Origin of the sequence: Cystobacter fuscus (genome assembly GCF_044360685.1) — a bacterium.
GTDB lineage: Bacteria > Myxococcota > Myxococcia > Myxococcales > Myxococcaceae > Cystobacter > Cystobacter fuscus_C.
Map to the genome: position 1 here is coordinate 1,974,344 of NZ_CP043491.1, position 26,166 is coordinate 2,000,509.

Genomic DNA, 26,166 nt, shown 5'->3' on the forward strand with positions numbered 1-26,166 from the left:
GCTTCCAGGTGAGGGACACGGACGTTGACGTTAGCGAGCGTTCTTCGGCGCTCTGCCTTGGTTGCGTAGGAACTCGATCATCCAGCCCGGGTATTCGGCGGGCAGTGCGCTCACCTTGTCGAGCTCGGCGAGCTCGGCGGGGTCGAGCACGAAGTCGCTCGCCTTCAGGTTGTCCCTGAGCTGCTCCTCGTTCTTCGCGCCGACAATGATCGCGGAGACGTGGGGCTTTGCGAGCAGCCACGCAAGCGCGACGCATGCGACGCTCGCGCCCTTGGCGTCGCCAATCTTCCGCATCGCGTCGATGCAGTCGAAGGCGCGGTCCTTGTTGACGGGCGGGAAGTCGAAGCTGGCTCGGCGCGAGCCGTCAGGGCTTTTGCCGTCACGACCATGCTTTCCGGACAGCAGGCCCCCGGAGAGCGGGCTCCATACCATGAGGCCCATCTGCGCGTCGTTCAGGAGAGGCACGAGTTCGCGTTCGAGATCGCGGGTGGCGATCGTGTAGTGGGCTTGCAATGACTCGAAGCGAGCCCAACCATGGCGCGCCGCGATGCCGTTGGCCTTGGCGAGCTGCCATGCCGCGAGATTCGAGCAGCCGACGTAACGCACCTTGCCAGAACGGACAACGTCGTCGAGGGCGCGCAGCGTCTCGTCGAAGGGGGTCACCGGGTCGAAGCCGTGAATCTGGTAGAGATCGACCCAGTCGGTCCCGAGGCGCTTCAGGCTGCCCTCGATGGCGCTCATGATGTGAGCGCGGGAGAGGCCCTGCTGGTTCGGACCCGTGCCGACCTTGCCGCGCACCTTCGTGGCGAGCACGACGTCTTTGCGGCGCGCGCCGAGGGCCTTGCCGAGGATCTTCTCGGACTCGCCCTCGGAGTAGACGTCAGCGGTGTCGAAGAAATTGATGCCGCTCTCGAGCGAGATTGACACGAGCTCGTCGGCCTCGGCCTGGGCTGTCTTACCAATGGGCTCGTAGAAGCCCTTCCCGCCGAATGTCATCGCTCCGAAACAGAGTTCCGAGACGTAAAGGCCAGTGCGGCCGAACAGTCTATAACGCATGCGAAATTCTCCTTGACGCAGGCCACCGGACGCCCCGGTCGGCCTGCTCATGGCGCTCACGATATGACCGGCGTAAAGGATTGCCAGAGGGAGATTTTATCCTGGGACTGCCACCACCAGACTGAAGGCGTAGCTGCTTGGGGCTTCTTTAGCCCGCGGTCCTCGCGGACCTCGTGGGCTTCGACGACGTTGACGCGTTCGCGACCGAGACCTCGGTAGGGTGGATCCCGAAATCTATTCGGCTCTGGGCGGTGAGCGAGCGCTGGACCGGCGCGCCGTTCACCTTGTGATCGGCCCGAAGAGTCGCCTCGTGCGCTCCTCGCTCTCGCCAGCCTGCGGTGAGTAGAACGTGACACGAAGCACGCGCCCGTCGGGCTCCGCCTGCGTGAGCGTCACGTACTCGAAGCGCACGAGCCCCACGTCCGAATGGATCAGCTCCTTCGAGCCCTCGCCCACCTCGACCACGTCATGGTCGCCCCACCAGCGGGCGAACTCGGGGCTCACCCGCGACAGCGCGGCCGCCAGCTCGTCGAAGGCCGAGCGGTCGGCCGAGCGCGCCGCGTCGAGGCGAAAGCGCTGCACGCTGGCTCGCGCGTTCTGCTCCCAGGCGGGTATCATGCGGCGCCTGTCCGGGTCGGTGAACAGTCTCCAGAGCCCGTTGCGGAGCGCGGGCGTGAGCTTTGAGAAATCTCCGTAGAGCCTCACCGCGGCCGTGTTCCAGGCGAGGTAATCCCAGCGCATCGTGGCCACGAGCGCCGGGAACGGGTGCACGTCGATCACCCGCTGCAGCGTCTCGCTCACGCCGGCCGGGGCGATCAGCGGGCTCGCCGCCGGCCGCCCCTGGGCGAGCGCAAACAGGTGCGCTCGCTCGGTCGGAGTCAGCCGCAGCGCCTGCGCCAGCCGCTCGAGGAGCGGCTCGGACACATGGATGTCGCGTCCCTGCTCGAGCCACGTGTACCAGCTCACCCCCACGTCGGCGAGCTGCGCGACCTCCTCGCGCCGCAGCCCCGGCGTGCGCCGCCGCGCGCCCTCGGGCAGCCCCACATCGCACGGCCGCAGCCGCGCCCGGCGGGTCCGGAGAAAGTGCCCCAGCTCGGAGCGCGGAGACGACAGGGACGCGGCGGTCACGGGCCGCAGTCTAGTGGAGTGTCCGGCAAATAGTTGGACATCGTCGGAGCATAGGAAGGAGAGGGGCGCTATTGGGGTAGTGTTGCCTCCGTCCAGCGCAGCCGCTGCCGCAGCGAGTGCGCCTGATATGCCCGCAGCGCGTCCTCGGGCCCTTGCGCGGGCAGAGCCCCTCTTCTTTCCAACTTCTTATGCTCGTCGGCGACCCCTGAGGCACGGACGCATCGAGGGCGCCTCTTGATCGGCTCAGGCCTGCCGCCGGCGGCGCCGACGATGCTGCCACTGGGTCCACAGCAGCAGCGCCAACCCGTGCAGCACCAGCAGCCCGGCCAGGAACGGCCAGAAGAAGAAGAACCAGAGCAGGCTGTACAGGCTGTAGCCCGGGTCGAGGTTCTTGAAACCCAGCGGCGGGCGCAGCAACAGCTCGGCATGCTCGCCGCGGACGGAGGCGCCCACTTCCAGCACGGTGACCTGCAGGGTCGAGTGCCCGGCGGCGATGATCCGGGGCGGCCCGCCCTGTCGCCAGCGGAACCGCGCGGGGTCGCCGTCGTCCACATAGGGCACCAGGTCGCGCCAGCCGTTATGGCCGGTGCCATCCGGAAGGGCTTCGAACACTTCGCTGTGGCCGCCGCTCTCTACCCGGAGCACGATCGGCGCCCCCGGCTCGTCGAAGACCAGCACGTCCTGCTGCCCGGCGCCCTGCTGCCCGGCGCGCCGCAGGGAATGCCAGCTCCCGAATTCCGGGCGTTCGCCGCCAGCCGGGCCCTTGTCGAACTTCAGGCTCAGCTGGATCCAGCCAGGCTTGAAGCGGTACACCGGTATCGCCAACGACTGCCCGGGCTCCAGCACCACCGGAACGATCTCGGTGCGCGACGCCACGTGGTTGGCCCACGTACCAACGGCCAGCAACAGGCACAGCAGTCCCCACACGCCCCAATGCAATCGCAGCAGCAACGACATCCGTTTACCTCCCGCTCCATCCGTGGTCGACGCAGATCCCCGTTCGCGCGGGGACGCCCGTGTGGCGCGCCGGGATGAACCGCGACACCCTATCGATCCCATCGAAAACCGCATGAAACAAGCAGGTCCGTCATCGATAGGCTGCCGTGTATGATGGCATCGGTAGGCAGCACGCGAAAGCGGCCGGCACCAGCGACTCCCCACTCCTTCCGATTCACCGCGCCAGTGCTCGACTCTACCCAGCGGCCCCCAGGGGTTGGAGAGGAAGACGGTCAGCCCGCGCCACAGTTTCAGCATGTACTCGAGCGCCTTGCGCAGAGCACTGCCCGGCAGCGAGCGCGGGGCCAGCGCCCACTGGCCGGCACCCAGCGGAGCGGATTCAACCCATCACGTCAATCTGAGGCACAGAATCCTTGGGGTGAGGGGTCCACATGACTGAGGCCAGACGAGATCCTTGACACCTTGTCTGGGAGAGCCTGGGCGAGCATCTCCACTTCGCGCACTCGGACCAGGGAGGACTGGCGCTCTTCGAGGAGGCCAACGGGTTCGGCGTGAAGGCGGCGGAGCGGGCCTTGAAGGGCCTCGGCCGCGAGAGCCCGAGCTGGCTCTGCGCTGTCCTTGGGCCTCGCATTTATTAACCCTCGTCAATGCGGACGAGGGCGCCCCTCTCTACTTTCGAGGCCACAACGTTGCTGAACGTTCTGGAACCCTCGCGATGAACACCACCCGTCTTCACTCCCGCTCCCTGGGAATTCTCTTTCTCCTTCCGTTCTTCGCCTACGGCATCGGCACCGCGCTCGTCACCTCCGTCCTGAAGGATCCGTCGCTCCTGGCCTCGGTGGTCGGTCAGAGGACGCCGTTCATCGGGGGCGCGCTGCTGCTCCTGTTGAACTCCATCACCGTCGTCGGGATTGGCGTGCTGTTCTTTCCGATACTCCACGCGCGGAGCCCGAGCATCGCCGTCGCGTACGTGTGCACGCGGGTGATGGAGGCGCTGCTCCTCCTCGTCGGGGTGGTGTTCCTGCTGTCCATCCTGCAGCTCGGAGAAGTCGCGCAAGGGCAGGTGACGCCGGAGCTGGTGCTCCTGTTCAAACTTCTCTCGAGGGGGAACTTCTGGGCGTACCAGCTCGCGATGATCATCCTGGGCGCCGGCAGCGTGGCGTTCTGCCTCTCGCTGTACCAGTCCCGGCTTCTGCCCTCGTTTCTCCCGCTGGTGGGCGCGGTGGGCTACGGGCTTCTGGCGCTGGGGTCCGTGCTCGAGCTCTTCGGGCTGCCGTGGGGTGTCCTCTTCTCCGGGCCTGGAGGCCTGTTCGAGCTGTTCCTCGGCGGCTGGCTCATCGCCAAGGGGTTCCGGACGGTCACGCCTTCCGTCGCGGCGTAACCGGCTTGCCGCGCGTGGCGATGCGCTTTCGGATCCGGCTCAGCGACTCGGGCTTCACGCCGATGTAGCTGGCCAGCTGGTACTGGGGAATCCGCTGGAAGATGTCCGGCCGCGTCCTCGAGAGCTTGAGGTAGCGCTGCTCCGGGTCATCGGTGAGATAGGCGGCGAACCGCCCCTGCTGTTCCGCCAGGACCTTCTGCATCACCATCCGGGAGATGCTCTCGAAGCGCGGGAAGCGTCGATACAGGTCCTGCTCGCGCTGCTCGGTGCCCACCACCACCGTGGTGTCCTCCGCGCAGACCAGGAAGTGATCCGCCGGGGTCCCGTTCATCATGCTGTGAATCGAGAGGACCCAATCGTCCTCGGTGAAGAACCCGTTGCTCCGCTCTTCACCATCGACGACGTAGTACTGGCGGACGCAGCCCTGGAGGACGAAGTAGGCCTCGGTGCTGACCTGGCCCGCCATGAGCAGGTGCGTGCCCTTCGGACAGGTCCTCACCACCATGCTGTCCAGGATGGCCTGGGCTTCCTCGTCCGACAGAGGTGCGATCCGGCGGAAGTAGTCGACGAGCTTGCGTTTCATGAGGGCGCTGTGAGACCGGCGGGAGGCCCATCATCCCACTGGGGCCGCCGCGGACCAAGCCGGGGATTCCATACGCCCGCCACCGTCGCGGCTCCACTGCGGAAAAGAAAAAGCCCAGCAATCCGATGAGACTCTGGGCTTCTGGGTGTGGCGGCGGCGGGAATCGAACCCGCCGCTCGGAGCCGCTGGCGAAAAGGTACGGCACTCCCAGCGCGGGCCTGGTTCGTCTGCCCCCTCCGCGCGCTCCAGCGCCTACAGCAGCTTGTCGAGCGTGCAGGCGGGTCCCCTGAGGTACTGGTAATGTCGAATGGGGCCCTTCCGAGGGGGGCTACTTCCAGGAGCCGTTGCATGCCACGCTGGTTGGCGCTGCTGTTCTTCCTGTTGCTCGTGGGGTGTAGCGGCGCCACGCAATCAGTCCGCCCCGCCCCCCTCCAGCAGAGTTTCTGCGTCTACGTACCGCACCCTGAGGCCTCGGCTGCACGGGCTGAAGGCAACGGCGGTCAGGCCGCCGTGCTTGCGTCGGGGGGGCGGGCAGTGGGTTCACCCGCAGTGCCGCTCACCCCGCCTTCGCCCCCGTCGCCGCTGCGAGGGGTCGCTGGCGAGGGGCTGGGCAATGGCGTTGCCCGCGGCGCTCTCCGGCTGGTGCCACAGGGCGGCACCACAGGAGGAGAGGCCGCAACCGGCGCAGCGGCAACGGAGGCCCTCGTGACGGGGGGTGCCGCCCTCGCGGCAGCCGGTAGCGTGGTTCTGGTCTGCCTGACCGTCACGGCGGCCCTCAACGGGACTGAGACCCCCATCGACATCGCGGACAGGTTCTACGGGACACACTTCGGCGATGCCCTGGGTTGGATGCAGGGCCGATATGCGGCGAGGGACACCGGGCCCTCCAGAGCCATTGAGCTGCATGTCTCCATTCACCGTTCCGCTGACGGCGAGGTGACGGTGTCGACCAGCGCACCCGGGCCCCAGGCCGAGCAGGAGCCCTCCTCCCATGTCGCTCCCAATGGATGGCCAGATTCGCAACGCCGGAAGGAAGATAAAGTCAACCGGGGCCGCCTCTATGCGACCTATAGGAAATTCAACACGGCAACCCAACGCTACTACTCAGGTCGCACCAGCATGGTCGTCGACTTCAACGCACCCCTCGAAATCCAGGCACAGTTGGCCGTTCAGATCCGAGACATGAGTCATCACATCGACGAGAGCGAGGAGCCACCAGGTGCCCCGCTCGACTCCGCGCAGCTTGACGTGTTCGACGTCGGTGCTGCCATCAATTATGAGCAAAGATATGATGATTCATCATATTGGCGTATCCGAGGAAGAGAGCAGCAGTTGATTGATTTCCATGGGGGCGCCCAATCCGACACTGGCAAGCCCTATCGAACCGAGAATGTCGTGCGCGCCGTGGCGAAGGACAACCCGCGGAGCCGACGATTCCACGACGCCGCTACCATGCGCTGGGGTCAACTCCACCCCTACACAGGACACTAAGGGATGAAATCCAAGTACAAGCCAGGGTCGTTCTTGAGGATTCCGTTGCCAGATGGCTCATTCGGCCATGCGAGGACGCTCGAACCACCGTTCGATGCCTTCTATGACTACAGAACCACCACTCCAGAGTCGGATCTGGGCAGAATCGCATCAAAGCCAATCCTCTTCAGGATAGTCGTTCGCAGCCCCTACCCGGACTCATGGGAGTTCATCGGGTGGAGATCGCTTGAAGAGCGTTTCACTCAACCTGTCGTCCAATACAGGCAAGAAGTGGGACCCTTCGGCCGCTGCACGATTTTCGACACCCTCGGCAATGTGAGAGATGCGGAGCCTCACGAGTGTATAGGGCTTGAGCCCTCGGCGGTTTGGGAGCCGCATGGAGTCGAGAAGCGCTTGCTGGATGCGTTCATGGGGCGGCCCAACGCCGCGTTGGAGCGGATGAAAGCAGAGCTGCGAGACAGGATGCTGAAATGACGGCCTCGGACTCCCGAAGGTGTCGTGGCGGACGGCGCTCGGAGGAGAGCGTCGGGCCTTGAACGTTCAATGGCCCGGGCGACGGGGCGGTCCGTGCACGGCACGGGGACGAGGGCCTACCCATGCCAGTACATGAGCTCTCGACGTGGATGTGCTCCTTCCCTGTTTCGCTCGCATGAGTTCAAACGCGCCCTCGCGTCCCTCGGCACGAGCGGGGAGGGGGCCTGCTCTGGCTCGTCCATGATGGCGGCGCTCCAGGTGCTCGGCACCTCCGGCCAGGGCGTAGACCTCTTCCTCATCACCCGCTCCAGCGCTCGGGACGAGGCCCTGGCCTCCGCGGTCAGTGGCCTCGCCCAGAAGCGGGACGCGCGGATTCACGTGCTCCAATTCGGTTCCTGTGGCGGTGACGCGCTCTACCGCCGCCTCGCCTCGGAGACGGGCGGACAGTTCTTCCAACTCCAGACGCTCGATGCTCCTTCCCTGCTCCACTTCCTCGACGCCACGGTTCGCGCCAACGCGGTGGAACTCCTGTCCGTCGCGGACTCCCAGGGGGGAAGCAGGACCCTGTCCGTGCCCATCGATTCCTCGCTGTCCCAGGTGACGTTCTCCCTGAGTGGCGGCCGGTCCTTGCGCCTCACCCGGCCCGATGGGTCGCCCGTCCTGGGCGTCGAGCCCGGTGTGCGGCTCGTCCCGTTCTCGACGGGCGTCCTGGTGACGGTGTCGAACCCCTCGCCCGGCACCTGGACCGCGGCGGTGAATCCCTCGGGAGGCTATTCCTTCCGGGTCTCGGGTGAAAGCTCCGCGCGGTTCGAACGCTTCGACCTCGTCGAGCTCTCTGGCCGTCCCGGACATCAGGGCTACGTTCCGCTGGCGGGTCTTCCCCTGACTTCCAGCGCGCTCGCGCGGGCGCGGCTCTCCGGAGACCTGGCGTCCACCCGGTTCGAGCTGCGCTCCCGGAATGGCACGCTCCTCCAGCCGCTCGTGCTGGCTCCGGAGCAGGGGGGCTCGTCGCTGGAGTTCTTCGGGTCCGTGGACCTGCCCTCCGAGCCCTTCGTCGTCTACGCCGTGGGCTCCACGCACCGGGGCGAGCCCTATCAACGGGCCCTGGGCAAGACGCCGCGGCTCCAGCCGGTGCGGGTCCTCGCGCCCCCGACCCCGACGCTCTCGCCCGGTGCACCAGCGTCCCTGTCCTTCCAGGTCCAGAACTCCGGTGCATCGAATACCTTCCGTCCCGTCCTCCTGGCGGATCCGCGCCTGCCCGCGCGCGTGACTCCCACGTCGCTGGTGCTGGGCCCGGGAGAAACAGGCACCTTCACCGTGCACTGGGAGATTCCCCGGAGCGTGTCGCCCGGGACAGCGGCGACCTTGACGCTGGCGGTCGAGAGCCTCGTGCCCGGAGGGCCGCACAACTTCGCGGTGGTGGAGGGCGTGGTGACGGGGCGGGCTCGGTGACCGCTCACCCCGGCCGCCTGTGAAGGTTCCGCGAGCGCTGGGCCGTGGACGGGTGGGACGAGACGCCCTTCAGGCCAGCTTCAACCCTGGCCTGAAGGGAAGAGAGGACTCAGGGATACCAGGAGCCCTTCAACACGCGATTGTTGATGAGGTGCTGGGGCGCGTTGAGCGGAATCTCGCCCCACGTTCCGGCCGTACCGGTGCTCCAGTCCACCCCCGCGAAACCCGAGCCGTTGGAGAGGTTGACCAGCCAGGCGTTCGCCCCGGTGAACACACCGGTATCCGCCTTGCCATCGTTGTTGAAGTCGCTGACGAGCGGAATCTCGCCCCACAGGCCGGACGCCGCGCTGGTCCAGTCGAGCGAGGCGAAGCCCGAGCCGGTGGAGCGGTTGACGAGCCACTTGTTCCCGGGCGTGAAGACACCGGTGTCCGTCTTCCCGTCGCCGTTGAAGTCGCCGGCGAGCGGAACCTCGCCCCACAAGCCAGATGCCGCGCTGGTCCAGTCGAGCGAGGCGAAGCCCGAGCCGGTGGAGCGGTTGACGAGCCACTTGTTCCCAGGCGTGAAGACGGCGATGTCCGTCTTCCCGTCGCCGTTGAAGTCGCCGGTGAGCGGGATCTCGCCCCAGGTTCCGGTCGAGCCGTTGGTCCAGTTCTGGGTGACGAAGCCCGAGCCGGTGGAGATGTTCACCAACCAGGCATTGCCCGGGGTGAAGAGCGCGGTGTCCGTCTTTCCATCGCCGTTGAAGTCGCCGGTGAGCGGCTGCCCGCCCCACATCCCAGACGTGCTGGTGGTCCAGTCATGCGCGACGAAGCCCGTGCCCGTGGAAAGATTGACCAGCCACTTGCTCCCAGGCGTGAAGACGGCCGTGTCCGTCTTCCCATCACCGTTGAAGTCGCCGATGAGGGGAATCTCACCCCACAGCCCGGCCGCTCCGCTGCTCCAACTCTGCGCGACGTAGGAGCCGGGGGTGGAGGTGGCGAGGTTCACCAGCCAGGCGTTCCCAGGCGTGAAGACGGCGGTATCCGTCTTCCCGTCGCCGTTGAAGTCGGGCATCCGCTTCGGAGGAGTGCCACCCGTGCCGCCGCCGTCATCCGGCACCTGCCATTTGATGACGAGACTCATGAACAGCTTCGCGGAGGGGAATGACTCGATCACCGTGGGGGTCGCGATCCATTCCCCACTGACGGACTGACCCGCGAACGGGAAGAGCTTCGGCCAGCTCGCGGTCGGATACGTGACCGTCCCATCCGTAAAGGACTGGAAGATGGTGTCATACCACCCCCCGTGGGAAAGCTCGATCTTGTTGATGGAGACGCCCTGTCCGGTGGGAACTCCGGCAAGATACACCGAAACCACCTTGGCGTTATCGGGTGCCGAGCCCGTCACGGTGACGGAGCCCGGGGGCGTGTAGTTCCACGTGTAGTTGATGGTCACGGTCCCCGTCGTGGAACTCAAGCACCCGTGGCAGTCCGGACTCCTTGGCACCTCGGCGCTGATCGGTGGGAGTTGCGTTTGCGCGAAGGAGGGCGTGGGGAGCGCGGCACAGAGTGCCACCATCAGCATGCCCACGAGCTTCGAGCGGAACGAGCGGTTTCCGGTTGCCAGGACCCGCCCATTCAATTCACTTACCTTGCCAAGCATCGACATCTCTTTTCCTTTGAGCCGCCATGGAGGGATGCTGAAGATCAGTGCTCCCCAAGCAGTGACCGCCAAGTGCCACCCCGCGGTGACGGCGGCGTGACCGCTCTTCTGGCGAGGCGCTGTTCTTCCCGTCACGAAGGCGTCGCCGCCGACTCGCGGTGGCCGAGGCCGTGGTGGCCTCTCGAGGCGGGGTGAGCGTTCGGTGCCGTAAGCTCTCCGGCCCTCCGGTACACTCGGCCCGGGTCCTCGAGACGCCTACCGTGACACTTCATGGATGGCCCCCCTGCAGCTCCCCTCGAGGACGATGCCTCGCGGCTCGACCGACTCCTGGCGCATGAAAGGCAGTACCTGGACGAGGCTCGCCGGTTGGCGCGGCGGGAGCCTTCCTCGGACGGAGCCCCGGCCCCCGCGGAGCCCGGCATCACCAGTCCCCGGCGTGACCTGTGCGGACTCGCCTTGTCCGGAGGCGGCATCCGCAGCGCGACCTTCAACCTGGGTCTGCTGCAATGCCTGCAACAACTGGGGCTGCTGGAGATGTTCGACTACCTCTCCACCGTCTCGGGCGGGGGGTACATCGGGGGCTTCTGGACAGCGTGGCGTCACTACCACCCGGTGCAGCCCGCCTCCCAGGACAAGGTCGCGCTCTTCCCCACGACCCAGGAGCAGGGCTCTCGCGGAGCACGCTTCGCGGAGGTGCGTCACCTGCGCGAGTTCAGCAACTTCCTGAATCCCCGGTTGGGATTGCTGAGTCTCGACACGGGCCGGCTGCTCGCCGCGGCCCTGAGCGCCGTCCTTCCCTCTCTCCTCGCGGCGTTCTCGTTCCTCATCCTGGCGCTGTCGCTCTGGCTGCTGCTGGCCTGGCTGTTGTTGCTCGGATGGCAGGGCTCGCCTCCGTGGGCGGCCCGGGCCGTCTCGTGTGCCCTGATGCTCGGGGTCACCTGTGGGGTGCTGTTCGCCTGGGAGCTGCTCCTGTGCCAGCAGGACGACCGGGTGATGCTCAACCGCGGTCACCCAAGCGCGAATCCCGAAGGCACCCAGGCGCGCGGGAGCAGCAGGTTCGGCTACTACCTCTACGCCTCACTGTTGGCGGTGGGCGCCGTGTTCTTCTTCTGGCAATGGCTCGTCCACGCCCACCATGCGAATGGCCAGACCTTCCACTCCCTGTGGTGGCATGACGCGAAGGACGCTCCTCCCTGGCGCGAGCGATTCCATGTGTTCGACCCCGCCATCGCCTGGGTGGGGGCGGTCGGAGCCCTCGTGCTGCTGCGATGGCTGTTCTCCCGGTTCGCCACGGCCTGGATGCAGCGGACGGAGCGGGGCACGATCGGCCGGGTCATCAGCCGTCTGCTGCTCCTCTCGAGCTTCTGGTTGGTCCTCTCGAGCTTCTGGCTGGCCGGGGTGTTCTTCCTGATGTCGGACCTGAAGGACGCCTCTACCTTGTTGCACACGGGAGTGGCGGCCACCGTGATGGCGCTCTCGGCCGCCTTCGCCAGGCTGCAACAGCTCTTCAGCCGGCGGGCGACCCGGCCGGTCAGCCCCACCGTGCGCAGCCGGCTCAGGTCGCGCCTGCCCCAACTCCTGGCGTACACCGTCCTGACGTTGGGCTTTCTCGGCGCGGTGCTGCTCGTGCTCCAGGCGGAGCATTGGAAGTGGCTGCCCCAGCTCGTGGCGACGGCCACCGTCCTGACGGGGCTCACCTTGCTCTTCTTCGATGCCAACTCCGTGGGGCTGCACGCCTTCTACCGGGATCGCATCGCGCGCACCTTCATTGGCGCGGCCCATGGACAGGGTCCCGGCCAGACCGAGCTGCACTCCCTGGATGACCTGCCGCTCGATCAGCTCAAGCCCCAACCCGGACCGCTCCACCTGATCTGCTGCGCGGCCAATGATCTCGCGTCGATAGATCCCATGGCCAATCTCTACCGGGGCGCGGACAGCGCGGTGCTCTCGAGCATGGGCTTCTCGGTGGGCCCCGAATGGAAGAGCTGGGAGGAGATCCGTCAGGAGCGCGGAAGCGCGCCCACGCTCGCCTCGGCCATGACCGCCTCCGCGGCGGCTTTCAATTCCCACATGGGCTCCATGTCCATGCGGCTGGGACCGGTCGTCACCTTCCTCATGACCGCCTTCAACCTCCGGCTGGGGCTGTGGTGGCCCCACCCGACCCGGGCCCGGCGGCGTTGGTATGAGCGGTTGTGTGCCGGGCTTCCCTTCTACAAGGAACTGCTGGGCCGCTCGCGCGCCAAGGGCAGCGACGTGCTGCTCTCGGATGGCGCCCACTTCGAGAACCTGGCGCTCTACGAGCTGGTTCGCCGCAGGTGCCGCTTCATCATCGTCTCCGATTGCGGCATGGACGCGGAGACCTCGTTCGATGACTTCGCCAATGCCGTGCGGCGCGTCCGCGAGGACTTCGGGGTGGAACTGCGCATCGATCTCTCCCCCCTGCATCCGGACGGCGGCACGGGCCTGTCGCGCCGCACCGTCGTCGCCGGGGACATCGAGTACCCGGATGGCGGCAGTGGCGTGTTGCTGCTGATCAAGCCCTCGCTGCTGGGCAACGAGCCGCCGGACCTCCTGCAATACAAGACGCGCAACGCGGCCTTCCCACACGAGACGACCGGGGACCAGTTCTACGACGAGGCCCAGTGGGAGGCGTACCGCCGGCTGGGCGAGCACGCCGCGCTCACGATCTTCCAGTCCGTCCGCGGGGAGCTGGAGTCGGGGCGGATGCTCGCGACCGCGAGGCTCTTCGCCCGTGCGCGCCACGAGTGGCTGCCCGTGCCCTCCGGGTACGAGGAGCGCTTCCCGCGCTTCGTGGAGCGGGCCACCGCGCTCGATCAACTGCTGGAAGGCCCGGGAGCCCGGAAGCTGTTCCGGGAGATCTTCAAGGAGATCACCGAGCTGGATCGCCAGGCCAAGGCGAACCCCCCGTCACCGGACTCCGGCGCGCACCCGCTGGTGCTCGAGGCCAGCTCGAGGCCCACGCCCGAGGAGTTGACCGAGGCGCTCCACATGATCCGGCGCGCGCTGCTCTTCATGGAGGAGGTCTTCCTCACCGAGCAACTGGCCACCTATTACAACCACCCGGCCTACATCGGGGTGGTGAACTACTTCGCGCGCTGGGGCTATGCACCGCTCTTGCGGACGTGGTGGCCCCTGCTCAAGACGCTGTACTCCCCACGCTTCACCCATTTCCTCGAGGAGCGCTTCAGCCTGCCCACCATGGAGCGCGAGGATGTCGGGCAGCTCAGTGGGAGGCAGGAGGGCTTCGCGATGTCTTGCTGGGTGGCGCAGGGGGGACGCAAGCCCAGGCCCCACGAGCGCCTCCTCTCATACATCCTCCATCTGCCCCACGGGGGACGGCCCGAGTACCACATCCAGGCCGCACAGCTCCTCGTGCGCACCCACCAGGACCGGGAGGGCGAGGCACGGCCGCTGCTCTGGTCCGGCGGCGGGGGACCCGAGAGGCGGGTGGTGCTGTGGCAGGGCGATGACTTCTACGTGCCGCCCGGATTGGGGGGCGCGGGCATTGGCGAGGACTTCTTGCGGTTGATCACCGAGGAACCGGTCTTGCCGGGCATCGTGGAGCCGGGGAGCGTGCTGGCGGTGCGGCTGCAGGTGGATCGCGAGGCCACGGCCGCCTGGCAGAAGCGGTGGGCGGATGCTCTGCACCTCTATCACGCGGAAGGTTTCTCGGAACCCGACCCCGCGCTGAAGCAGTGGCTCGCCAACCTGGAGCCAGAGCTCGACCGGGATGCCGCCATGCCGTGGGCCAAGAAGAAGAACGAGTCCTGGAAGTCGCTCTGGTTGACGCGGCTCTATCAGCCCACCCGGGAGGCCACGGCGCGACGCGACGAGGCGTTCGAAGCGGAGTCCACGCCGGGCCTGCACTGAGGCTTGGACGGGGCTCTACCCCGGTGGGTCCGAACTGGAGCAGCTCCTTCTCCCCGAGGAGCACCTGCAACACCGTGAGCAGCACGAGCACGACGAGCGCCGCCACCGAGTGCGCCGCCACGGGTTTGCGCGACGGTGGCTTGCCCATACGCGCCCACAATGAGCAACAGAATGATGAGCCAGGCCATCGCCATCTACTCCCCGTCCCATGCGCTGGGGTGGCAGGAACACCCCGCGCTCAGGCCCGTGAAGACATGAAATCGCACACATCGCGCATGGGCATCACCGCCTGGGTCTGCCACGAGCGGACAGATTGACCTCCAGCGCAATCGCCAGAAGGCCATGTCATGCAATGTGGAGAGTAGGCGGAACGGCGAGCGGTCGTTCGCCTGGCCGTGGAAAACGATATCTTCCAGGCCGGAGACCGATGGACCCACGTTTCATCACTTGTCGTTGATTCCGGAATGCAACAGCGGAGGCCGCCGGTATCACGCCCTCCGTGAGTCCTCGTGAGACATTGAGTACCAATCACTGGGCTTGCCCTCGGGGGGGGAGCATGCATCGCGAGCGGGGGTCATCGGGCACGAAGTCAGGGACGGGCCGCCGCGGGAGCAGTCCCGGCGCGTGGCTGACGGCCCTGGGGCTGATGGTCGTGCTGCTCATCAGCGAGGCCTCGCACGCCGAGGGACTGCCGCCCAACCTGCGCGCCTCGATGCTGGTGCGAATCCTCGCCTATGACCGGCGGATGGAGATGCGGCCTCCGCCTCTCACCATCGCCGTCCTCTATCGCGAGGGCAATGCGGATTCGGAAGGCCAGGGCCAGGAGTTCACCCGTGCACTGGAGTCTGCCTCGCGGGGCAGGAGTGTGCTGGGCCGGCCGGTGCGGATCATCCGCGTGGGCTTCCGGGATCCGACGCAACTGAGGGATGACCTCTCCCTGGCACGCGTGGTGGCGCTCTACGCGTGCGAGGGACTCGAGGCCGACACGACGAGCATCGCCCGGGTGACGCGGCAGTTGTCCATCCTCTCCTTCGCCGGCAGCAGGACCGAGCTGGAGCAGGGTCTGGCCATCGGGCTCGGCCGTCAGGGCAACTCGCCCATCATCCTCATCCAACGCGCGGCGGCCCGCGCGGAGGGCGCGGACCTCGATGCGGGATTGCTCAGCCTCGCCCACTTCGTCGAACCCGCACGGAGCACACCATGACGCTTCAACTTCGTCCTTCCTCCCTGAGGGCCCGGTTGGTCACCCTGGTGGTGCTGCTCTTCGCGTCCTTCTCCATCTTCTTCCTGCTCTTCTTCCCCGCGCGCATGAATGACCAGGCGCGGCGGGGAATGATGGATCGGACGCTGGAGATCGCCCGGCTGCTGGCCAGCGCCACCGAGCCCGCGCTCGACTTCGGGGACGAGGCCAACGGGCAGCGTCACCTGGAGACCCTCGCCTCCAGTCCGGAGGCGCTCTTCGGCCTGCTGTTGCGCGAGGACGGCTCGCCCCTGGCCGCGTGGCATCCGGAACGCGTGCCGAGTCACTCCCTGGAGGATCCCCGGGAGTCCTTCATCTGGGGGGACGAGGTGTTCGCGCGGGTGGACATCCACACGCGCGGAGGCCAACGGGGCATGCTGCTGCTGGGCTTCAACCTCGCCCGTCTCAAGCAGGAGAGCCTGCGCACGCAGCAGCTCGCCGCGGGCATCTCCGCGCTCATCCTCGCCAGTGGCGTGCTGGCCGCCTTCGTGGTGGGCACGCTGGTGGTGAGACCGCTCAAGCGCGTCACCCGCGTGGCCCTGCGCATCTCCGAGGGCGAGCACGAGGCCCGGGGCGAGCTGGACCTCTCCCGGCACGATGAGATGGGCACCCTGGCCGCGGCGTTCTCGCGCATGTTGGACCGGCTGTACGAGCAGCGCTCCCTCATCGAGTCCCAGGTGCGCGAGCTGCGCAGCGCGCAGGATCAGCTCATCGTCGCCGACCGGCGCACCTCCCTGGGCACGCTCGCCGCGGGGGTGGCGCATGAAATCAACAACCCGCTCGCCTACGTCACCGCCAACATCCAGTTCGCGCTCCGGGAGATTCCCCAGCTGCGCCGCTTCTCCCGCCAGGGCACCCCGGATGATCAGCCCTGCCCGCAGGAGGAGGAGTGGAACGAGGTGTTCAGCGCCCTGTCCGAGGCGCGCGAGGGCTGCGGGCGCGTGCAGCACATCGTCCAGAGCCTCAAGTCCTTCTCGGCCGGGGATGATGGCAAGCGCGAGCCCACGGATCTGCGGCGCACGCTCGAGAGCGCCATCAACATGGCCAGCAACGAGATCCGCCACCGGGCCCGGCTGGTGCGCGACTTCCAGGCCGTGCCTTCCGTCGAGGCCAACGAGGTGCGGCTCGCCCAGGTCTTCCTCAACCTGCTCATCAACGCCGCGCATGCCATCGAGGCGGGCGCCTCGGAGCGCAACGAGATCCGTGTCTTCACGCGCCTGGGCGAGGATGGGCGGGTGCGGGTGTCCATCACCGACACGGGCAGCGGGATGGCGCCCGAGGTGCGTGCCCGCCTCTTCACCCCCTTCTTCACCACCAAGCCGGTGGGGGTGGGGACCGGGCTCGGGTTGTCCGTCTGCCAGGGCATCATCACCAACCTGGGGGGGCGCATCGAGGTGCAGAGCGAGCCGGGACGCGGCAGCACCTTCACCGTGGTGCTCCCCGCCTGCTCCGCCCCGGTGAGCCAACGGCTCCGGGAGGAGTCCTCGCCCAGGGCGCTACGGCGCGCGCGCATCCTGGTGGTGGATGACGAGCCCCTCGTGGGCACCGCGCTGCTCAGGGCCCTGGGCAGCGAGCACGAGGTGCTGGTGTCGACGCGCGCGCACGAGGCCTTGTTCCGGGTGCGCGAGGGTCCGCCCTTCGATCTCATCCTGTGCGATCTGATGATGCCGGAGATGAGCGGCATGGAGTTCTTCACGGAGCTCCAGCGCACCAACCCCGAGCAGGCCCAAGGGGTGCTCTTCATCACCGGAGGCGCCTTCACCGAGGTGACGCGCGCCTTCATCGAGAAGCACCACGAGCGCGCGCTGGACAAGCCCATCGACATGCGCGCCCTGCGCGAGCGGCTGCGCGCCCTGGTCGAGTCTCCCGCCCTCCATTCCCACCCCACCGTCTCGGGTTGAACCCTCATGCCCCGTTCGTCTTCCCTCGCGTCCCGCCGCCGCGGGATGCTCCTGGCCTCCGTCCTGTGCTCCACTTCCACCCTCGCGCACGAGGTCCCCGAGGAGGAGGAGTCCCCTCCGGAGTGGACCCAGTCCCTCTCCCTGGAGGAGTTGCTGCGGGTGGAGCTGTCCACGCCCTCCAAGCGTCTCGAACTGGCGCGGGAGGCGCCTGGCGTGGCCTCGGTGGTGACGCGCGAGCAGATGCGCCGCTTCGGCTGGGCGACGATCGACGACATCCTCTTCAGCCAGCCCGGCTTCTTCCCCTCGCATGACTTCGAGCGCACCACGGTGGGCGCCCGCGGCCTCTGGGAGGGGTGGAACAACAACCACCTGCTGCTGCTGGTGGATGGCGTTCCCATGAACGACAACGACCTGGCCACCGCGTTCACCTGGGAGATCTCCCCGCTCTTCCTCGTCAAGAGCGTGGAGATCCTCCGCGGCCCCGCCTCCGCCCTGTATGGCTCCAGCGCCATCAACGGCGTCATCGCCCTCAACACGCTCTCCTCGTCCCATACCCTGGAGGATGACCAGCGGCTGGAGATCAACAACGAGGCCCGGGTGCGTGCCGGCAACCTGGGCACGGCGGCGGTGGACGCGGTGGCGGTCACCCGCACCCGGCACCTGTCCGCGGTGGTCGGCTTCCAGCACCAGCGCACGAACGGGTTCTCCTATCTCTCCTATGACGGCTCGGGACGTACCGATGCCACGGGAGCGCTCCAGCGCTTCCTGGTGGGAGATCGCCGCGACAGCTCCTACCTCTTCGTCAAGCTGGAGCCCTCGAGTGTCTTGCGCGGCCTGTCCCTGCAGTACCACCTGCAGGACTGGAACCACGGCAGCGGCCACGGCTGGCGGCAGTGGGTGCCCGATATCGACGGCCCCATGAGGGACCGGCGGCACATCGCCGTGGCCAGCTACCGCTCGCGGCCGGGCAGCCCGTTGGCGCAGGAATACGTCTTCAAGTACCAGCGGCACGAGTACGACAGCCACGTGCGTTTCTATCCGAGCGGCGCCAAGGGCGGGCTCTACCCCTTTGGATTGACCGAGGTGCTCGGGACGGCGCTGGACGAGCTCTTCGGGCGCGCCCAGCTCTCGGGTTCCCCGGGCGAGGGGCTCAACCTGCTGGGCGGCGTGGAGTACTCCGCCACGCTGTATGGCGGGGACTCCGTGCACTACGCCACCGCCGACCTCTCCGACGAGTCGCGGGATCCTCCCTTCCCCCCGACCCCGGTGCGGCTCGGCCCCATCTACGAGTCCATGCTCGGTGAGCCCTTGAGCAACGTGGGCGCCTATACCCAGCTCGCCTGGACCCGGTTGCTGTCGCTTCCCCTCTCGCTGACCATGGGGCTGCGCTACGACTTGAAGTTCTTCCACTACCGCGACCTCGAGCAGCCCGGGACGCCCCGCCGCTTCAAGTCCTATGAGCAGGTCAGCCCTCGGCTCTCGTTGGTGTTCGCGCCGAGCCCCGTGTTCAGCCTCAAGCTCCAGGGCGGCCGGGCCTTCCGGGCTCCCGCGCCCGGGGAACTCTTCGGTTCCAACACCTGGATATTGGAAGCCAACGTCGAGAGGATACGCCCCGAGCAGGTCACCACCTTCGAGCTCAACACCGACTGGAGCATCAGCCCACAGCTGAGCTGGCGCAGTACCCTGTTCCACGCGCGCTACGAGAACCTCATCGGCTTCTCCGCCAGCAACGTGCTGGACAACCTCCTGTCCCAGACGAACGTGGGCGTGGAGTCCGAGCTGCTGGCGGAGGTGGACCTGGGAGGGATGGGCCGTCTGTCGGCCTTCGGCAACTACACCTACGTGCACCTGCTCGAGGAGGTGGGCCGGGAGGGGGACCTCGCCTGGGCGCCCGCGCGTCTGGCCAAGCTGGGGGCGAGCTACCAGCGCGAGCACTTCAGCCTCGCGCTTCAGGGCCGCTACCAGGGCAGCGTGCTGCGCCGCGAGGAGGACAGGGTGGATCCCTTGTTCCGCTCCCTACGCCCGGAGCGGGTGCCCGCCTGGTTCCAGCTCGATGCCAACGTGCGCTACCAGATCACCACATGGGCCGCCGCCGAGCTCAAGGTGTCCAACCTGTTGGACACGGAGAGCTACCTCATGAAGACGCACGACTATCCCTTCGACTACCGCATGGAGGGCCGGCGCGTCTTCGTGACCCTGGAGGCCAACCTCTGAGGGCGCGCTGCTCCGGACGTCCGTGGCTGGCGGCCATCAGGCGGACCTGGAGGTCACATCGCGTTCATCGGGGGGCCCGCCGGAGCCGGCGTGGGGGCTGTTGCGAGATCGGGCATGTACCGGTCGGTCTGCATGCGGCAGCCCCTGCCGTACTGGAACAAGGTGCGCGCGAAGTCGACGAGGCCCGGCCGGTAATGATGATGGACGATCGCCGAGGGCCGGTAGTTCAACACGTAGCCACGCCGCAGGAGCTTGAAGCACAATCCAGGGTCTTCTCCTCCCGGCCGACGGAGGTCTTCATCGAAGCCACCCACCTCGTCCAGGGTGCTCCGCTTGAACGCGCAGTTGGCCGTGACGACATACAGGTAGCGGCCCTGATGCGCATGGGGATCCAGGAGCTTGTGGTAGCTGTAATAGCGGCTGAAGATGTCCGTGCCCACCGCGAGCGTACGGCCGCCCACGCCAGCGACCTGGGGCGAGGCATCTCGAAGGTGGGTGGTCAGCTCCCGGGCCCAGTGCGGCTGCACGATGCAGTCATTGTCCGTGAAGGCCACGAAGGGGTGCCGGGCCGCGGACAGTCCTCGATTCCGGGCCGCGGCGGGGCCTCGTGTTCGCGGCTGCCGGATGTAGTCGATGTCCAGGTGCGCGCGGAACTCGTCCACGAGCTGGCCGAGCGGCTCGGGGGATGCGTCATCCACCAACACCACCTGGAAGCGATCTGGCGCGGCCGAGAACGAGGACAACAGCTTCCGGGTGAATTCCACGCGGCCGTAGCAAGGCACGACCACGGACAGGGGCAGTGCGGGCAAGGGGTTCTGACTCATGAGAGCTCCTGCTTCCGGTGGCAATTCAGCATTCCGCAGTTCTTGCGGCAGCCCTCCATCACGCCACGGGCATGACGGGCGAGGTCCGACTCCCACAGCGTGCGCAGGCTCTTCTCGCGGACATTGCCAATCACGCGTCCATCGAGCAGCTCGCGCATGAAGAAACACAGCTGAACATTTCCCTGCTGGTCCACCATCATGTTGCGCTCCGCGCTGCCACACACCTGCTCCCCCAGGAAGTCCGGATCCCGGGCGTAGAGCTTCATCCAGCGCAGGTCGTTCTCGGTCGTGACGATGGGGGCGCCCCTGGCCTTCAGCTCGAGCAGCCGCTCGATGGCGGCCTCCACGCGGGAGACTTCTCGCGGAAAGTGTCTCGCGAAGAAGACGTCCTCGCGGGACGCCCGCATGAAGGTGCGCGCGAGCATCTGGAAGCTCACCCCATCCACGCCCAGTCGCCGAAGGAACGCTACATGGGCGTCGAGCTCCTCCACGTTCCCCTCGAAGATGATGGTGTTGACGAGGATGCTCAGGTCCGAACTCCTCGAGGCGTTGCGCCGGTGCAGCAGTCGCTGGAGCAGCGAGAGCACCCGCGCGTATGTGCCGGGTCTCCCGCGTACCCAGTCGTGCAGGGCGGGACGATGCGAGTCGAGGGAGACCACCAGATAGTGGGGGCCTTCGGTGATCAGCCGCTCCAGGGTGTCTTCCTCCACGAGGGTGGCGTTGGTGTTCACCGAGACGCGCAGCGCGTTCTGGCGGCAGGTTCGCGTCAACGAGAAGAACTCCTCCTGCTTGAGCAGGGGCTCGCCGCCGGTGAGCACCACCAGGGCCTGGGGAGACCAGGCGGCGAAGGGGGCAAGCAGTGCCGTCTTTTCCCGGGTGCTCAGGGACGTGGACGGCTCCTGGGAGCGCCACATGTGGCACTGCCGGCAGCGCAGGTTGCACTCCGTCGTCACCTCGATGAACAGGTTGCGCGGAGGTGGGGGCAGCTCAGTCCCGTCGGACATGGACGTCCTTCAGGTAGTAGCAGCCCCGGCAGTAAGGGTGGCAGTGGGCGCCGTTGATGTTCTCCCGGAAGAGCTGCGCGAAGGCTCCCCTCCAGATTCGTTCGAAGGGACGCAGGGCCAGGTTCCCATAGGTGTAGGGATTGAACATGTTGCAGACCTGGACATCCAGGTCCCACCGGATGACGACCTCCTTCCAGGGGCGATCACATCCGGAGCCCGCGGTGGGAGACGCGCTGCCCAGGGCCACGCGATGCCCGGCGAGGGTGTCCGGAAGGAAGAGCCGCACCCCGGTGCGCCGGGCCCGCGACTCCGCTTCGGCGAAGACGGCGAGGATCTCCTTCAGACACGGTTGGATCCATGCCTCACTGCGCTGCTTCACCACGTTGACGAGCAGGTGGGGGATGCCCCAGCGCGCCGCTTGTTCCACCAGCTCGGGCAGCTCCGAGCGGTTGGCGCCCTGAAGGGTGAAGAGCAGGAAGAGCTGCCGCTCGCGCCGGGCTCGCCCGGCATGCTCCGCCACGGCCTGGACGGTTCTCGAGAGCACGTCCCAGCGGGCGGGGCGCCGCAGCCGCTCGAAGAGCGTGGGTTGGGCGGCGTCCCAGGAGAAGAGCAGGGTGGCGCCTTCATCCACCATGCGGGTGTAGATGGGCACGCTTCCCGTGGCGTTGGTGATGAGTTCCACCTGGACGGGATGGCGTGCGAGCACGTCGAGGTATGCACCGAACTCCGGAATGAGTGTGCTCTCGCCCAGGCCGTTGAGCCGGACCTGCCGGACGCGGGGAAAGAGCTGGGTGGCCAGCTCGCGGAAGGCTGCCAGGGGCATGACGCGCGCCAGGTTCACCCCATTGGCGCCGATGCGGCACATGGGGCAATCCAGGTTGCAGGTATTGGCGAGTTCGATGATGACCCGCTCGGGATAGGGCAGCGTGGGCGCGGGCTTCGCTTTCGGGAACTGGCCGCTCCAGTGGAGGCGCTCGTCCTCGCTCAGCGCGTCGAAGTTGCGCTGGGCGAGGACGAGGGCATGGGCTTCGGGTGGCGGCGGGCTCATGGTCGGCCTCCGGCTCGCCAGCCCAGGTTGTAGGACACGCGCTGGACGACCCGGAGCGCGAGGAACATGGCCTGTTGCCTCAAGGGCAAGCCATCCTCGACATACAGTGCCCGGTGCCAGCGCAGGTCGCTCCAGAGTTCCGCGGGTCCGAGCGGTGGCGGATGCAGCCCCCTCCATCCCCGCGGGGTGCGTCTCCACCAGCCATTCAAATCCACCCACGACATGGGTTCCCCCTTCGAGCGCCTCCAGGAAGACGAGGCGCGGCTCTCTCGTCTTCCTTCAAAGACGTCATCCGCGGGCAAAACCATCGCGGCTGGTGATTTTTCGTGTTTTTTCAACACTCCCGCCCTGTGGGGCGTGGTGTGCAATCCTCGGTGGCCGGGTAGGACATGAAGAAGAACACCTCCAAGAGAGGTTGCTCCCGAGGGACACGGCCATGACGTGGTGGTCCTATGCCCTGCTGTCGGCCCTGTTCGCGGCGCTCACCGCGATCCTCGCCAAGGTGGGCGTCGAAGGCGTGCCCTCCACGCTCGCCACGGCCTTGCGCACCGTCGTGATCCTCGTCTTCGCCTGGGGCATCGTCCTGGCCCGGGGCGAGCACCACGCCCTGCCTTCCCTGAGCCGCAAGACGCTGCTCTTCCTGGTGCTCTCCGGCGTGGCCACCGGCCTGTCCTGGCTCGCCTACTTCCGGGCGCTCCAACTCGGCCCCGCCTCCCGGGTGGCACCCCTCGACAAGCTCAGCCTCGCACTGACGGTGATGCTCTCCGTACTCCTGTTGAAGGAGCCCATGAACTGGCGGCTCGGCCTCGGGGTCGTCCTCATGGTAACGGGTGCCCTGCTGACCTTGAAATGAGGGGAGACGGCGGGAGATGAGCCTGGACAAGCGCGCACGGGCCCTGGGCCAATGGCTCGTGCTGGGCTCCCTGGTGGGCCTCGTGTGTGGGGTGGCCTCGGCGCTCTTCCTCTTCCTCCTGGGAGAAGCCACGCACTGGCGCACCGGCCACGAGGTCATCGTCTACTTCCTGCCGGTGGCGGGTCTGGTCATCGGCGCCCTCTATGACCGGTGGGGCGCGTCCATCCGGGGTGGCAACAACCTCGTCATCGACACCGTGCACGAGGGGGGTGAGCGTCTTCCCGCGCGCATGGCGCCCATGGTGTTGCTGAGCACGGTGCTCACCCACCTCTTCGGCGGCAGCGCGGGCCGCGAGGGGACGGCCGTGCAGATGGGCGCGAGCCTCGCCGACGCCGTGGCCCACCGTCTCCAGGTCTCGCCCACGACGCGCCGGGAGCTGCTCGCCGCGGGAATCGCCGGAGGCTTCGGCTCCGTCTTCGGCACCCCCATCGCGGGCACCGTCTTCGGCCTCGAGGTCGTCAGCGTGGGCCGCCTCAACTACGAGGCGCTCGTCCCCGCGCTGGTGGCCGCCCTGGTGGGCGACTTCGTCACGCGCTCGCTGGGCATCCACCACACGGAGTTCCCAGTGGTTTCCTCGCTCGCGCTGTCGCCGGGCGTCATGGGCAGGTGGCTCGTCTTCGGCGCGGCGGTGGCGGCGGTGGCCGTGGTGTTCGTGGAGGGCGTGCACCTGCTCAAGAAGCGGCTGGAGAAGGCCGTTCCGTCGCTCGCGCTCCGCATGGCCCTGGGCGGCGCGCTCGTGGTGGGGCTCTGGAAGGTGGTGGGCACGAGCGACTACCTCGGCCTGGGCGTGCCCCTCCTGGAGCGGGCCTTCGTGGACCCCTCGTTGCCGCCCGAGACCTTCGCCCTCAAGCTGCTCTTCACCGTCCTCACGCTCGGCACGGGCTTCCTGGGCGGGGAGGTGACGCCGCTGTTCGTCGTGGGCGCGACGCTCGGCAATCTGCTGGCGCGCTTGCTGGGCCTGCCGCTGGAGCTGGCCGTGGGCGTGGGGCTCGCCGCGCTCTTCGGGGCCGCCGCCAACACGCCCCTGGCGCTGTCCCTCATGGCGGTGGAGTTGCTCGGCGCGGGCGTGCTACCCCACGTGGTCATCGTCACCGTCACCGCGTATCTGCTCACGGGGCAACGGGGCATCTACCCGGCGCAGCGCATCGCGCGGTTCAAGCACGGCGGCCCGCTGCTGGAGCGGCTGCTGCCCCTGCGCGAGCTGGACGAGCGCTCCCGCCGGCCCTGATGCATCGCCGCCTGGGATGCCGCTCCCCCGGATGCCCTCCAGCCCGCCGGTTCCGGTCCTGGCCGAGGGCTGCCCATGAGGGATGTTCGGGTGGCCCCGTCCCTGGCACGAGGCACCTGGAGAGGACTTGCCCGTCCCTGGCGGACACGTCACGCTTCGGTGGATGGGTCCCGAGCAGCCACCTCCCGAACAGCCATCCAACCTGGTGCGGGACGCGGAGACGGCACCCCGGGAACTCCCGGACGGGAGCGCCCCGGGGGTGGAGCGGGTACGTCTGGTGGAGCAGACCCTGGCGGACTGGCGGGAGCTCATCCGCCGCGATGATGCCCTCGCCGGAGACAGCGAGGCCGCCGAGTCGGTGGTCTTCCTGGTGCGGATGGGGCAGCTGCTCAAGGCGGAGGGGCGCTGGGAGGAGGCGCGCGGCTGTCACGAGGAGTTCCTCCGGCGCATGCGCGGGAGCGAGGAGCGCTGGGAGTCCGACATCGCGAGCGCGCTCCTGGAGCTGGGGGAGATCGCCGAGCAGCAGGGGCGGAGGGACGACGCCTGGGGCCATTACGAGCAGGTGCTTCATCGCTTCGGCTCGAGGCAGGGGCCCCCGCCGTACGACGCGGTGCCGGCCGCTCAATACCGGATGGGCTGGCTGCTGTGCTTCCAGGGCCGGTTCGACCGGGCCCGGGCCTCCTTCAAGGAGATGATGCTGCGCTATGGCCAGGCCCCCGAGGACTGGCTGCGGGTGCAGGCCGTCCAGGCGCATCGGGGGCTGGCGCATGTCTTCCACGCGGAGGGCCGCATGGAGGAGGCCCTGGCCAGTCTCGTCGAGTTGTCGCGGCGCCATGGCGACTCGACGGACACCGCCACGCGGGGCGTGGTGCTCCGGGCGCTCTTCGACCTGGGGTGGATGTATCAATCCTCTCGGGACGCCGGACGGGCGCGGACCCACTACGAGGAGGTGCTGCGCGGGGGCGCCGAGCTGCCCATGTACTCGCTCGACGAGGAGATGATCGCCGACACCCACCAGGGTCTGGCGCTCCTGGACTGGAACGAGGGACGGTGGGCGGAGAGCGAGTCGCATTTCCAGGAGGCGCTCCGCCGCTACGCCGCGCTTCCCTCGCCCCGGTGCCGGGAGCAGCACTGCCGCGCGCTCACCAACCTGGGGTTGTTCTACGTGAAGCAGGATCGCTTCGAGGAGGCCCACCGGTGTCTGCACGAGGTGGTGGTCCGCTACGGGGAGTCGTCCGAGCCGGTCCTCCAGGAGCAGGTGGCCCGGGCGTTGCGCACGCGGGGCCATGCGCTCGGCGCGCGGGGGCTCGCCGAGCAGTCCCAGCCGTTCTACACGGAGCTGGTGCGCCGGTTCGGCGAGTCGACCGACGCGGCCGTCCTCCAGGAAGTGGCCGTGGGGCTCAACCAGGCGGGCCGGATGTGGATCGGCGAGGCCAGGCAGTGCTGGAAGCGGGGCGCCGCCAGCGCCGTGGAGGACTGTCTGCGTCACGCCCAGGAGATGCTGGAGGCCTCCCTGCGGCACGCACCGCGCGAGCCCATCGTCCGGGGCAACCTCGCCTACCTCGCCTTCCTCCAGGGCCGGTGGGAAGAGGCCCACGCGCGGCTCGAGGAGTTGGTGCGCGAGGGGGGCGAGGAGGTCCGCCGAGCCCTGCTCGACGAGGTCCGGGAGCACACCTTCTTCCTGGACGAGAAGTGGTCCGAGCTCGTGCGCAAGCTCGCTCCCGGGTAGCGCCCGCTTG

At 67.8% G+C, this 26,166-nt stretch carries 20 protein-coding genes; 11 read left to right on the forward strand and 9 right to left on the reverse strand.

Going from position 1 to position 26,166, the window contains the following annotated elements; all coding sequences use genetic code 11:
- Window positions 1-30: 30 nt before the first annotated feature.
- From F0U63_RS08245 to F0U63_RS08255, 3 genes are all read right to left on the reverse strand, one after another.
- Complete coding sequence (locus F0U63_RS08245; RefSeq protein ID WP_395845331.1) at window positions 31-1,056, reverse strand: aldo/keto reductase; 1,026 nt, start codon at window positions 1,054-1,056, stop codon at window positions 31-33.
- 279 nt (window positions 1,057-1,335) lie between these two features.
- Window positions 1,336-2,184, reverse strand: coding sequence for a helix-turn-helix transcriptional regulator (locus tag F0U63_RS08250; RefSeq protein WP_395845332.1), 849 nt, complete (start codon window positions 2,182-2,184; stop codon window positions 1,336-1,338).
- 243 nt (window positions 2,185-2,427) lie between these two features.
- Entirely contained in the window at window positions 2,428-3,141 is a 714-nt protein-coding gene (locus tag F0U63_RS08255) for a hypothetical protein (RefSeq protein ID WP_395845333.1), read from the reverse strand.
- A gap of 715 nt (window positions 3,142-3,856) precedes the next feature.
- On the opposite strand from F0U63_RS08255, the gene F0U63_RS08260 reads away from it, so the two are divergent.
- Window positions 3,857-4,522, forward strand: coding sequence for a DUF4386 domain-containing protein (locus F0U63_RS08260; RefSeq protein ID WP_395845334.1), 666 nt, complete (start codon window positions 3,857-3,859; stop codon window positions 4,520-4,522).
- Here the strand turns inward: F0U63_RS08260 and F0U63_RS08265 are convergent.
- Window positions 4,500-5,105 carry a Crp/Fnr family transcriptional regulator gene (locus F0U63_RS08265; protein WP_395845335.1) on the reverse strand — a complete coding sequence of 202 codons (606 nt, stop codon included), beginning with the start codon at window positions 5,103-5,105 and terminating at the stop codon, window positions 4,500-4,502. The genes F0U63_RS08260 and F0U63_RS08265 overlap by 23 nt on opposite strands.
- Window positions 5,106-5,453: 348 nt before the next feature.
- Here F0U63_RS08265 and F0U63_RS08270 point away from each other — a divergent pair, with 348 nt between their 5' ends.
- The 3 genes from F0U63_RS08270 (at window position 5,454) to F0U63_RS08280 (ending at window position 8,522) form a co-directional block, all read left to right on the forward strand.
- Window positions 5,454-6,596: a hypothetical protein gene (locus tag F0U63_RS08270; RefSeq protein WP_395845336.1), complete on the forward strand. Its 1,143-nt coding sequence runs from the start codon at window positions 5,454-5,456 to the stop codon at window positions 6,594-6,596.
- A 3-nt stretch (window positions 6,597-6,599) separates the two neighbouring features.
- On the forward strand, window positions 6,600-7,070 hold the full coding sequence (locus tag F0U63_RS08275; RefSeq protein WP_395845337.1) for an Imm26 family immunity protein: 471 nt from the start codon (window positions 6,600-6,602) through the stop codon (window positions 7,068-7,070).
- 240 nt (window positions 7,071-7,310) lie between these two features.
- The gene (locus F0U63_RS08280) at window positions 7,311-8,522 is read left to right on the forward strand and encodes a hypothetical protein (protein WP_395845338.1); all 1,212 of its coding nucleotides are present in this window, start codon (window positions 7,311-7,313) and stop codon (window positions 8,520-8,522) included.
- Between the two features lie 109 nt (window positions 8,523-8,631).
- Here F0U63_RS08280 and F0U63_RS08285 read toward each other — a convergent pair whose 3' ends face one another.
- A complete protein-coding gene (locus tag F0U63_RS08285) occupies window positions 8,632-10,164 on the reverse strand; it encodes an FG-GAP repeat domain-containing protein (protein WP_395845339.1) in 1,533 nt (510 codons plus the stop codon).
- Between the two features lie 270 nt (window positions 10,165-10,434).
- Here F0U63_RS08285 and F0U63_RS08290 point away from each other — a divergent pair, with 270 nt between their 5' ends.
- From F0U63_RS08290 to F0U63_RS08305, 4 genes are all read left to right on the forward strand, one after another.
- Window positions 10,435-14,055: a patatin-like phospholipase family protein gene (locus tag F0U63_RS08290; RefSeq protein WP_395845340.1), complete on the forward strand. Its 3,621-nt coding sequence runs from the start codon at window positions 10,435-10,437 to the stop codon at window positions 14,053-14,055.
- Window positions 14,056-14,611: 556 nt separating this feature from the next.
- Window positions 14,612-15,259 (forward strand): YfiR family protein, encoded by a 648-nt coding sequence (locus tag F0U63_RS08295; RefSeq protein WP_395845341.1) that lies wholly within the window; start codon window positions 14,612-14,614, stop codon window positions 15,257-15,259.
- Complete coding sequence (locus F0U63_RS08300; RefSeq protein ID WP_395845342.1) at window positions 15,256-17,196, forward strand: ATP-binding protein; 1,941 nt, start codon at window positions 15,256-15,258, stop codon at window positions 17,194-17,196. The genes F0U63_RS08295 and F0U63_RS08300 overlap by 4 nt, the downstream gene beginning before the upstream one ends.
- A gap of 6 nt (window positions 17,197-17,202) precedes the next feature.
- Window positions 17,203-19,410 (forward strand): TonB-dependent receptor plug domain-containing protein, encoded by a 2,208-nt coding sequence (locus tag F0U63_RS08305; protein WP_395845343.1) that lies wholly within the window; start codon window positions 17,203-17,205, stop codon window positions 19,408-19,410.
- A 53-nt stretch (window positions 19,411-19,463) separates the two neighbouring features.
- Here the strand turns inward: F0U63_RS08305 and F0U63_RS08310 are convergent, their stop codons facing one another.
- Genes F0U63_RS08310 through F0U63_RS08325 form a run of 4 tightly spaced genes read right to left on the reverse strand, consistent with a single transcriptional unit; the run spans window position 19,464 to window position 22,510 of the window.
- Window positions 19,464-20,234: a glycosyltransferase gene (locus F0U63_RS08310; RefSeq protein ID WP_395845344.1), complete on the reverse strand. Its 771-nt coding sequence runs from the start codon at window positions 20,232-20,234 to the stop codon at window positions 19,464-19,466.
- Entirely contained in the window at window positions 20,231-21,238 is a 1,008-nt protein-coding gene (locus F0U63_RS08315; protein ID WP_395845345.1) for a radical SAM/SPASM domain-containing protein, read from the reverse strand. The genes F0U63_RS08310 and F0U63_RS08315 overlap by 4 nt, the downstream gene beginning before the upstream one ends.
- Complete coding sequence (locus F0U63_RS08320) at window positions 21,222-22,286, reverse strand: SPASM domain-containing protein (protein ID WP_395845346.1); 1,065 nt, start codon at window positions 22,284-22,286, stop codon at window positions 21,222-21,224. Before F0U63_RS08320 ends, F0U63_RS08315 begins: the two co-directional genes overlap by 17 nt.
- Complete coding sequence (locus tag F0U63_RS08325) at window positions 22,283-22,510, reverse strand: hypothetical protein (RefSeq protein ID WP_395845347.1); 228 nt, start codon at window positions 22,508-22,510, stop codon at window positions 22,283-22,285. The genes F0U63_RS08320 and F0U63_RS08325 overlap by 4 nt, the downstream gene beginning before the upstream one ends.
- Window positions 22,511-22,722: 212 nt before the next feature.
- On the opposite strand from F0U63_RS08325, the gene F0U63_RS08330 reads away from it, so the two are divergent.
- The 3 genes from F0U63_RS08330 to F0U63_RS08340 all read left to right on the forward strand — a co-directional run bounded on the left by F0U63_RS08330 (window position 22,723) and on the right by F0U63_RS08340 (window position 26,156).
- On the forward strand, window positions 22,723-23,139 hold the full coding sequence (locus F0U63_RS08330) for an EamA family transporter (protein WP_395845348.1): 417 nt from the start codon (window positions 22,723-22,725) through the stop codon (window positions 23,137-23,139).
- 16 nt (window positions 23,140-23,155) lie between these two features.
- Window positions 23,156-24,427: a chloride channel protein gene (locus F0U63_RS08335; protein WP_395845349.1), complete on the forward strand. Its 1,272-nt coding sequence runs from the start codon at window positions 23,156-23,158 to the stop codon at window positions 24,425-24,427.
- 127 nt (window positions 24,428-24,554) lie between these two features.
- Window positions 24,555-26,156 carry a tetratricopeptide repeat protein gene (locus F0U63_RS08340; protein ID WP_395845350.1) on the forward strand — a complete coding sequence of 534 codons (1,602 nt, stop codon included), beginning with the start codon at window positions 24,555-24,557 and terminating at the stop codon, window positions 26,154-26,156.
- The last annotated feature ends 10 nt before the right edge of the window (window positions 26,157-26,166 follow it).

What these genes read in the sequence shown, in the direction of transcription:
- F0U63_RS08245 (WP_395845331.1), bottom strand. Translation starts at nt 1,056, where the DNA reads ATGCGTTATAGACTGTTCGGCCGCACTGGCCTTTACGTCTCGGAACTC.
- F0U63_RS08255 (WP_395845333.1), bottom strand. Translation starts at nt 3,141, where the DNA reads ATGTCGTTGCTGCTGCGATTGCATTGGGGCGTGTGGGGACTGCTGTGC.
- F0U63_RS08260 (WP_395845334.1), top strand. Translation starts at nt 3,857, where the DNA reads ATGAACACCACCCGTCTTCACTCCCGCTCCCTGGGAATTCTCTTTCTC.
- F0U63_RS08265 (WP_395845335.1), bottom strand. Translation starts at nt 5,105, where the DNA reads ATGAAACGCAAGCTCGTCGACTACTTCCGCCGGATCGCACCTCTGTCG.
- F0U63_RS08270 (WP_395845336.1), top strand. Translation starts at nt 5,454, where the DNA reads ATGCCACGCTGGTTGGCGCTGCTGTTCTTCCTGTTGCTCGTGGGGTGT.
- F0U63_RS08275 (WP_395845337.1), top strand. Translation starts at nt 6,600, where the DNA reads ATGAAATCCAAGTACAAGCCAGGGTCGTTCTTGAGGATTCCGTTGCCA.
- F0U63_RS08280 (WP_395845338.1), top strand. Translation starts at nt 7,311, where the DNA reads ATGATGGCGGCGCTCCAGGTGCTCGGCACCTCCGGCCAGGGCGTAGAC.
- F0U63_RS08285 (WP_395845339.1), bottom strand. Translation starts at nt 10,164, where the DNA reads ATGCTTGGCAAGGTAAGTGAATTGAATGGGCGGGTCCTGGCAACCGGA.
- F0U63_RS08290 (WP_395845340.1), top strand. Translation starts at nt 10,435, where the DNA reads ATGGATGGCCCCCCTGCAGCTCCCCTCGAGGACGATGCCTCGCGGCTC.
- F0U63_RS08295 (WP_395845341.1), top strand. Translation starts at nt 14,612, where the DNA reads ATGCATCGCGAGCGGGGGTCATCGGGCACGAAGTCAGGGACGGGCCGC.
- F0U63_RS08300 (WP_395845342.1), top strand. Translation starts at nt 15,256, where the DNA reads ATGACGCTTCAACTTCGTCCTTCCTCCCTGAGGGCCCGGTTGGTCACC.
- F0U63_RS08305 (WP_395845343.1), top strand. Translation starts at nt 17,203, where the DNA reads ATGCCCCGTTCGTCTTCCCTCGCGTCCCGCCGCCGCGGGATGCTCCTG.
- F0U63_RS08310 (WP_395845344.1), bottom strand. Translation starts at nt 20,234, where the DNA reads ATGAGTCAGAACCCCTTGCCCGCACTGCCCCTGTCCGTGGTCGTGCCT.
- F0U63_RS08315 (WP_395845345.1), bottom strand. Translation starts at nt 21,238, where the DNA reads ATGTCCGACGGGACTGAGCTGCCCCCACCTCCGCGCAACCTGTTCATC.
- F0U63_RS08320 (WP_395845346.1), bottom strand. Translation starts at nt 22,286, where the DNA reads ATGAGCCCGCCGCCACCCGAAGCCCATGCCCTCGTCCTCGCCCAGCGC.
- F0U63_RS08325 (WP_395845347.1), bottom strand. Translation starts at nt 22,510, where the DNA reads ATGTCGTGGGTGGATTTGAATGGCTGGTGGAGACGCACCCCGCGGGGA.
- F0U63_RS08330 (WP_395845348.1), top strand. Translation starts at nt 22,723, where the DNA reads ATGACGTGGTGGTCCTATGCCCTGCTGTCGGCCCTGTTCGCGGCGCTC.
- F0U63_RS08335 (WP_395845349.1), top strand. Translation starts at nt 23,156, where the DNA reads ATGAGCCTGGACAAGCGCGCACGGGCCCTGGGCCAATGGCTCGTGCTG.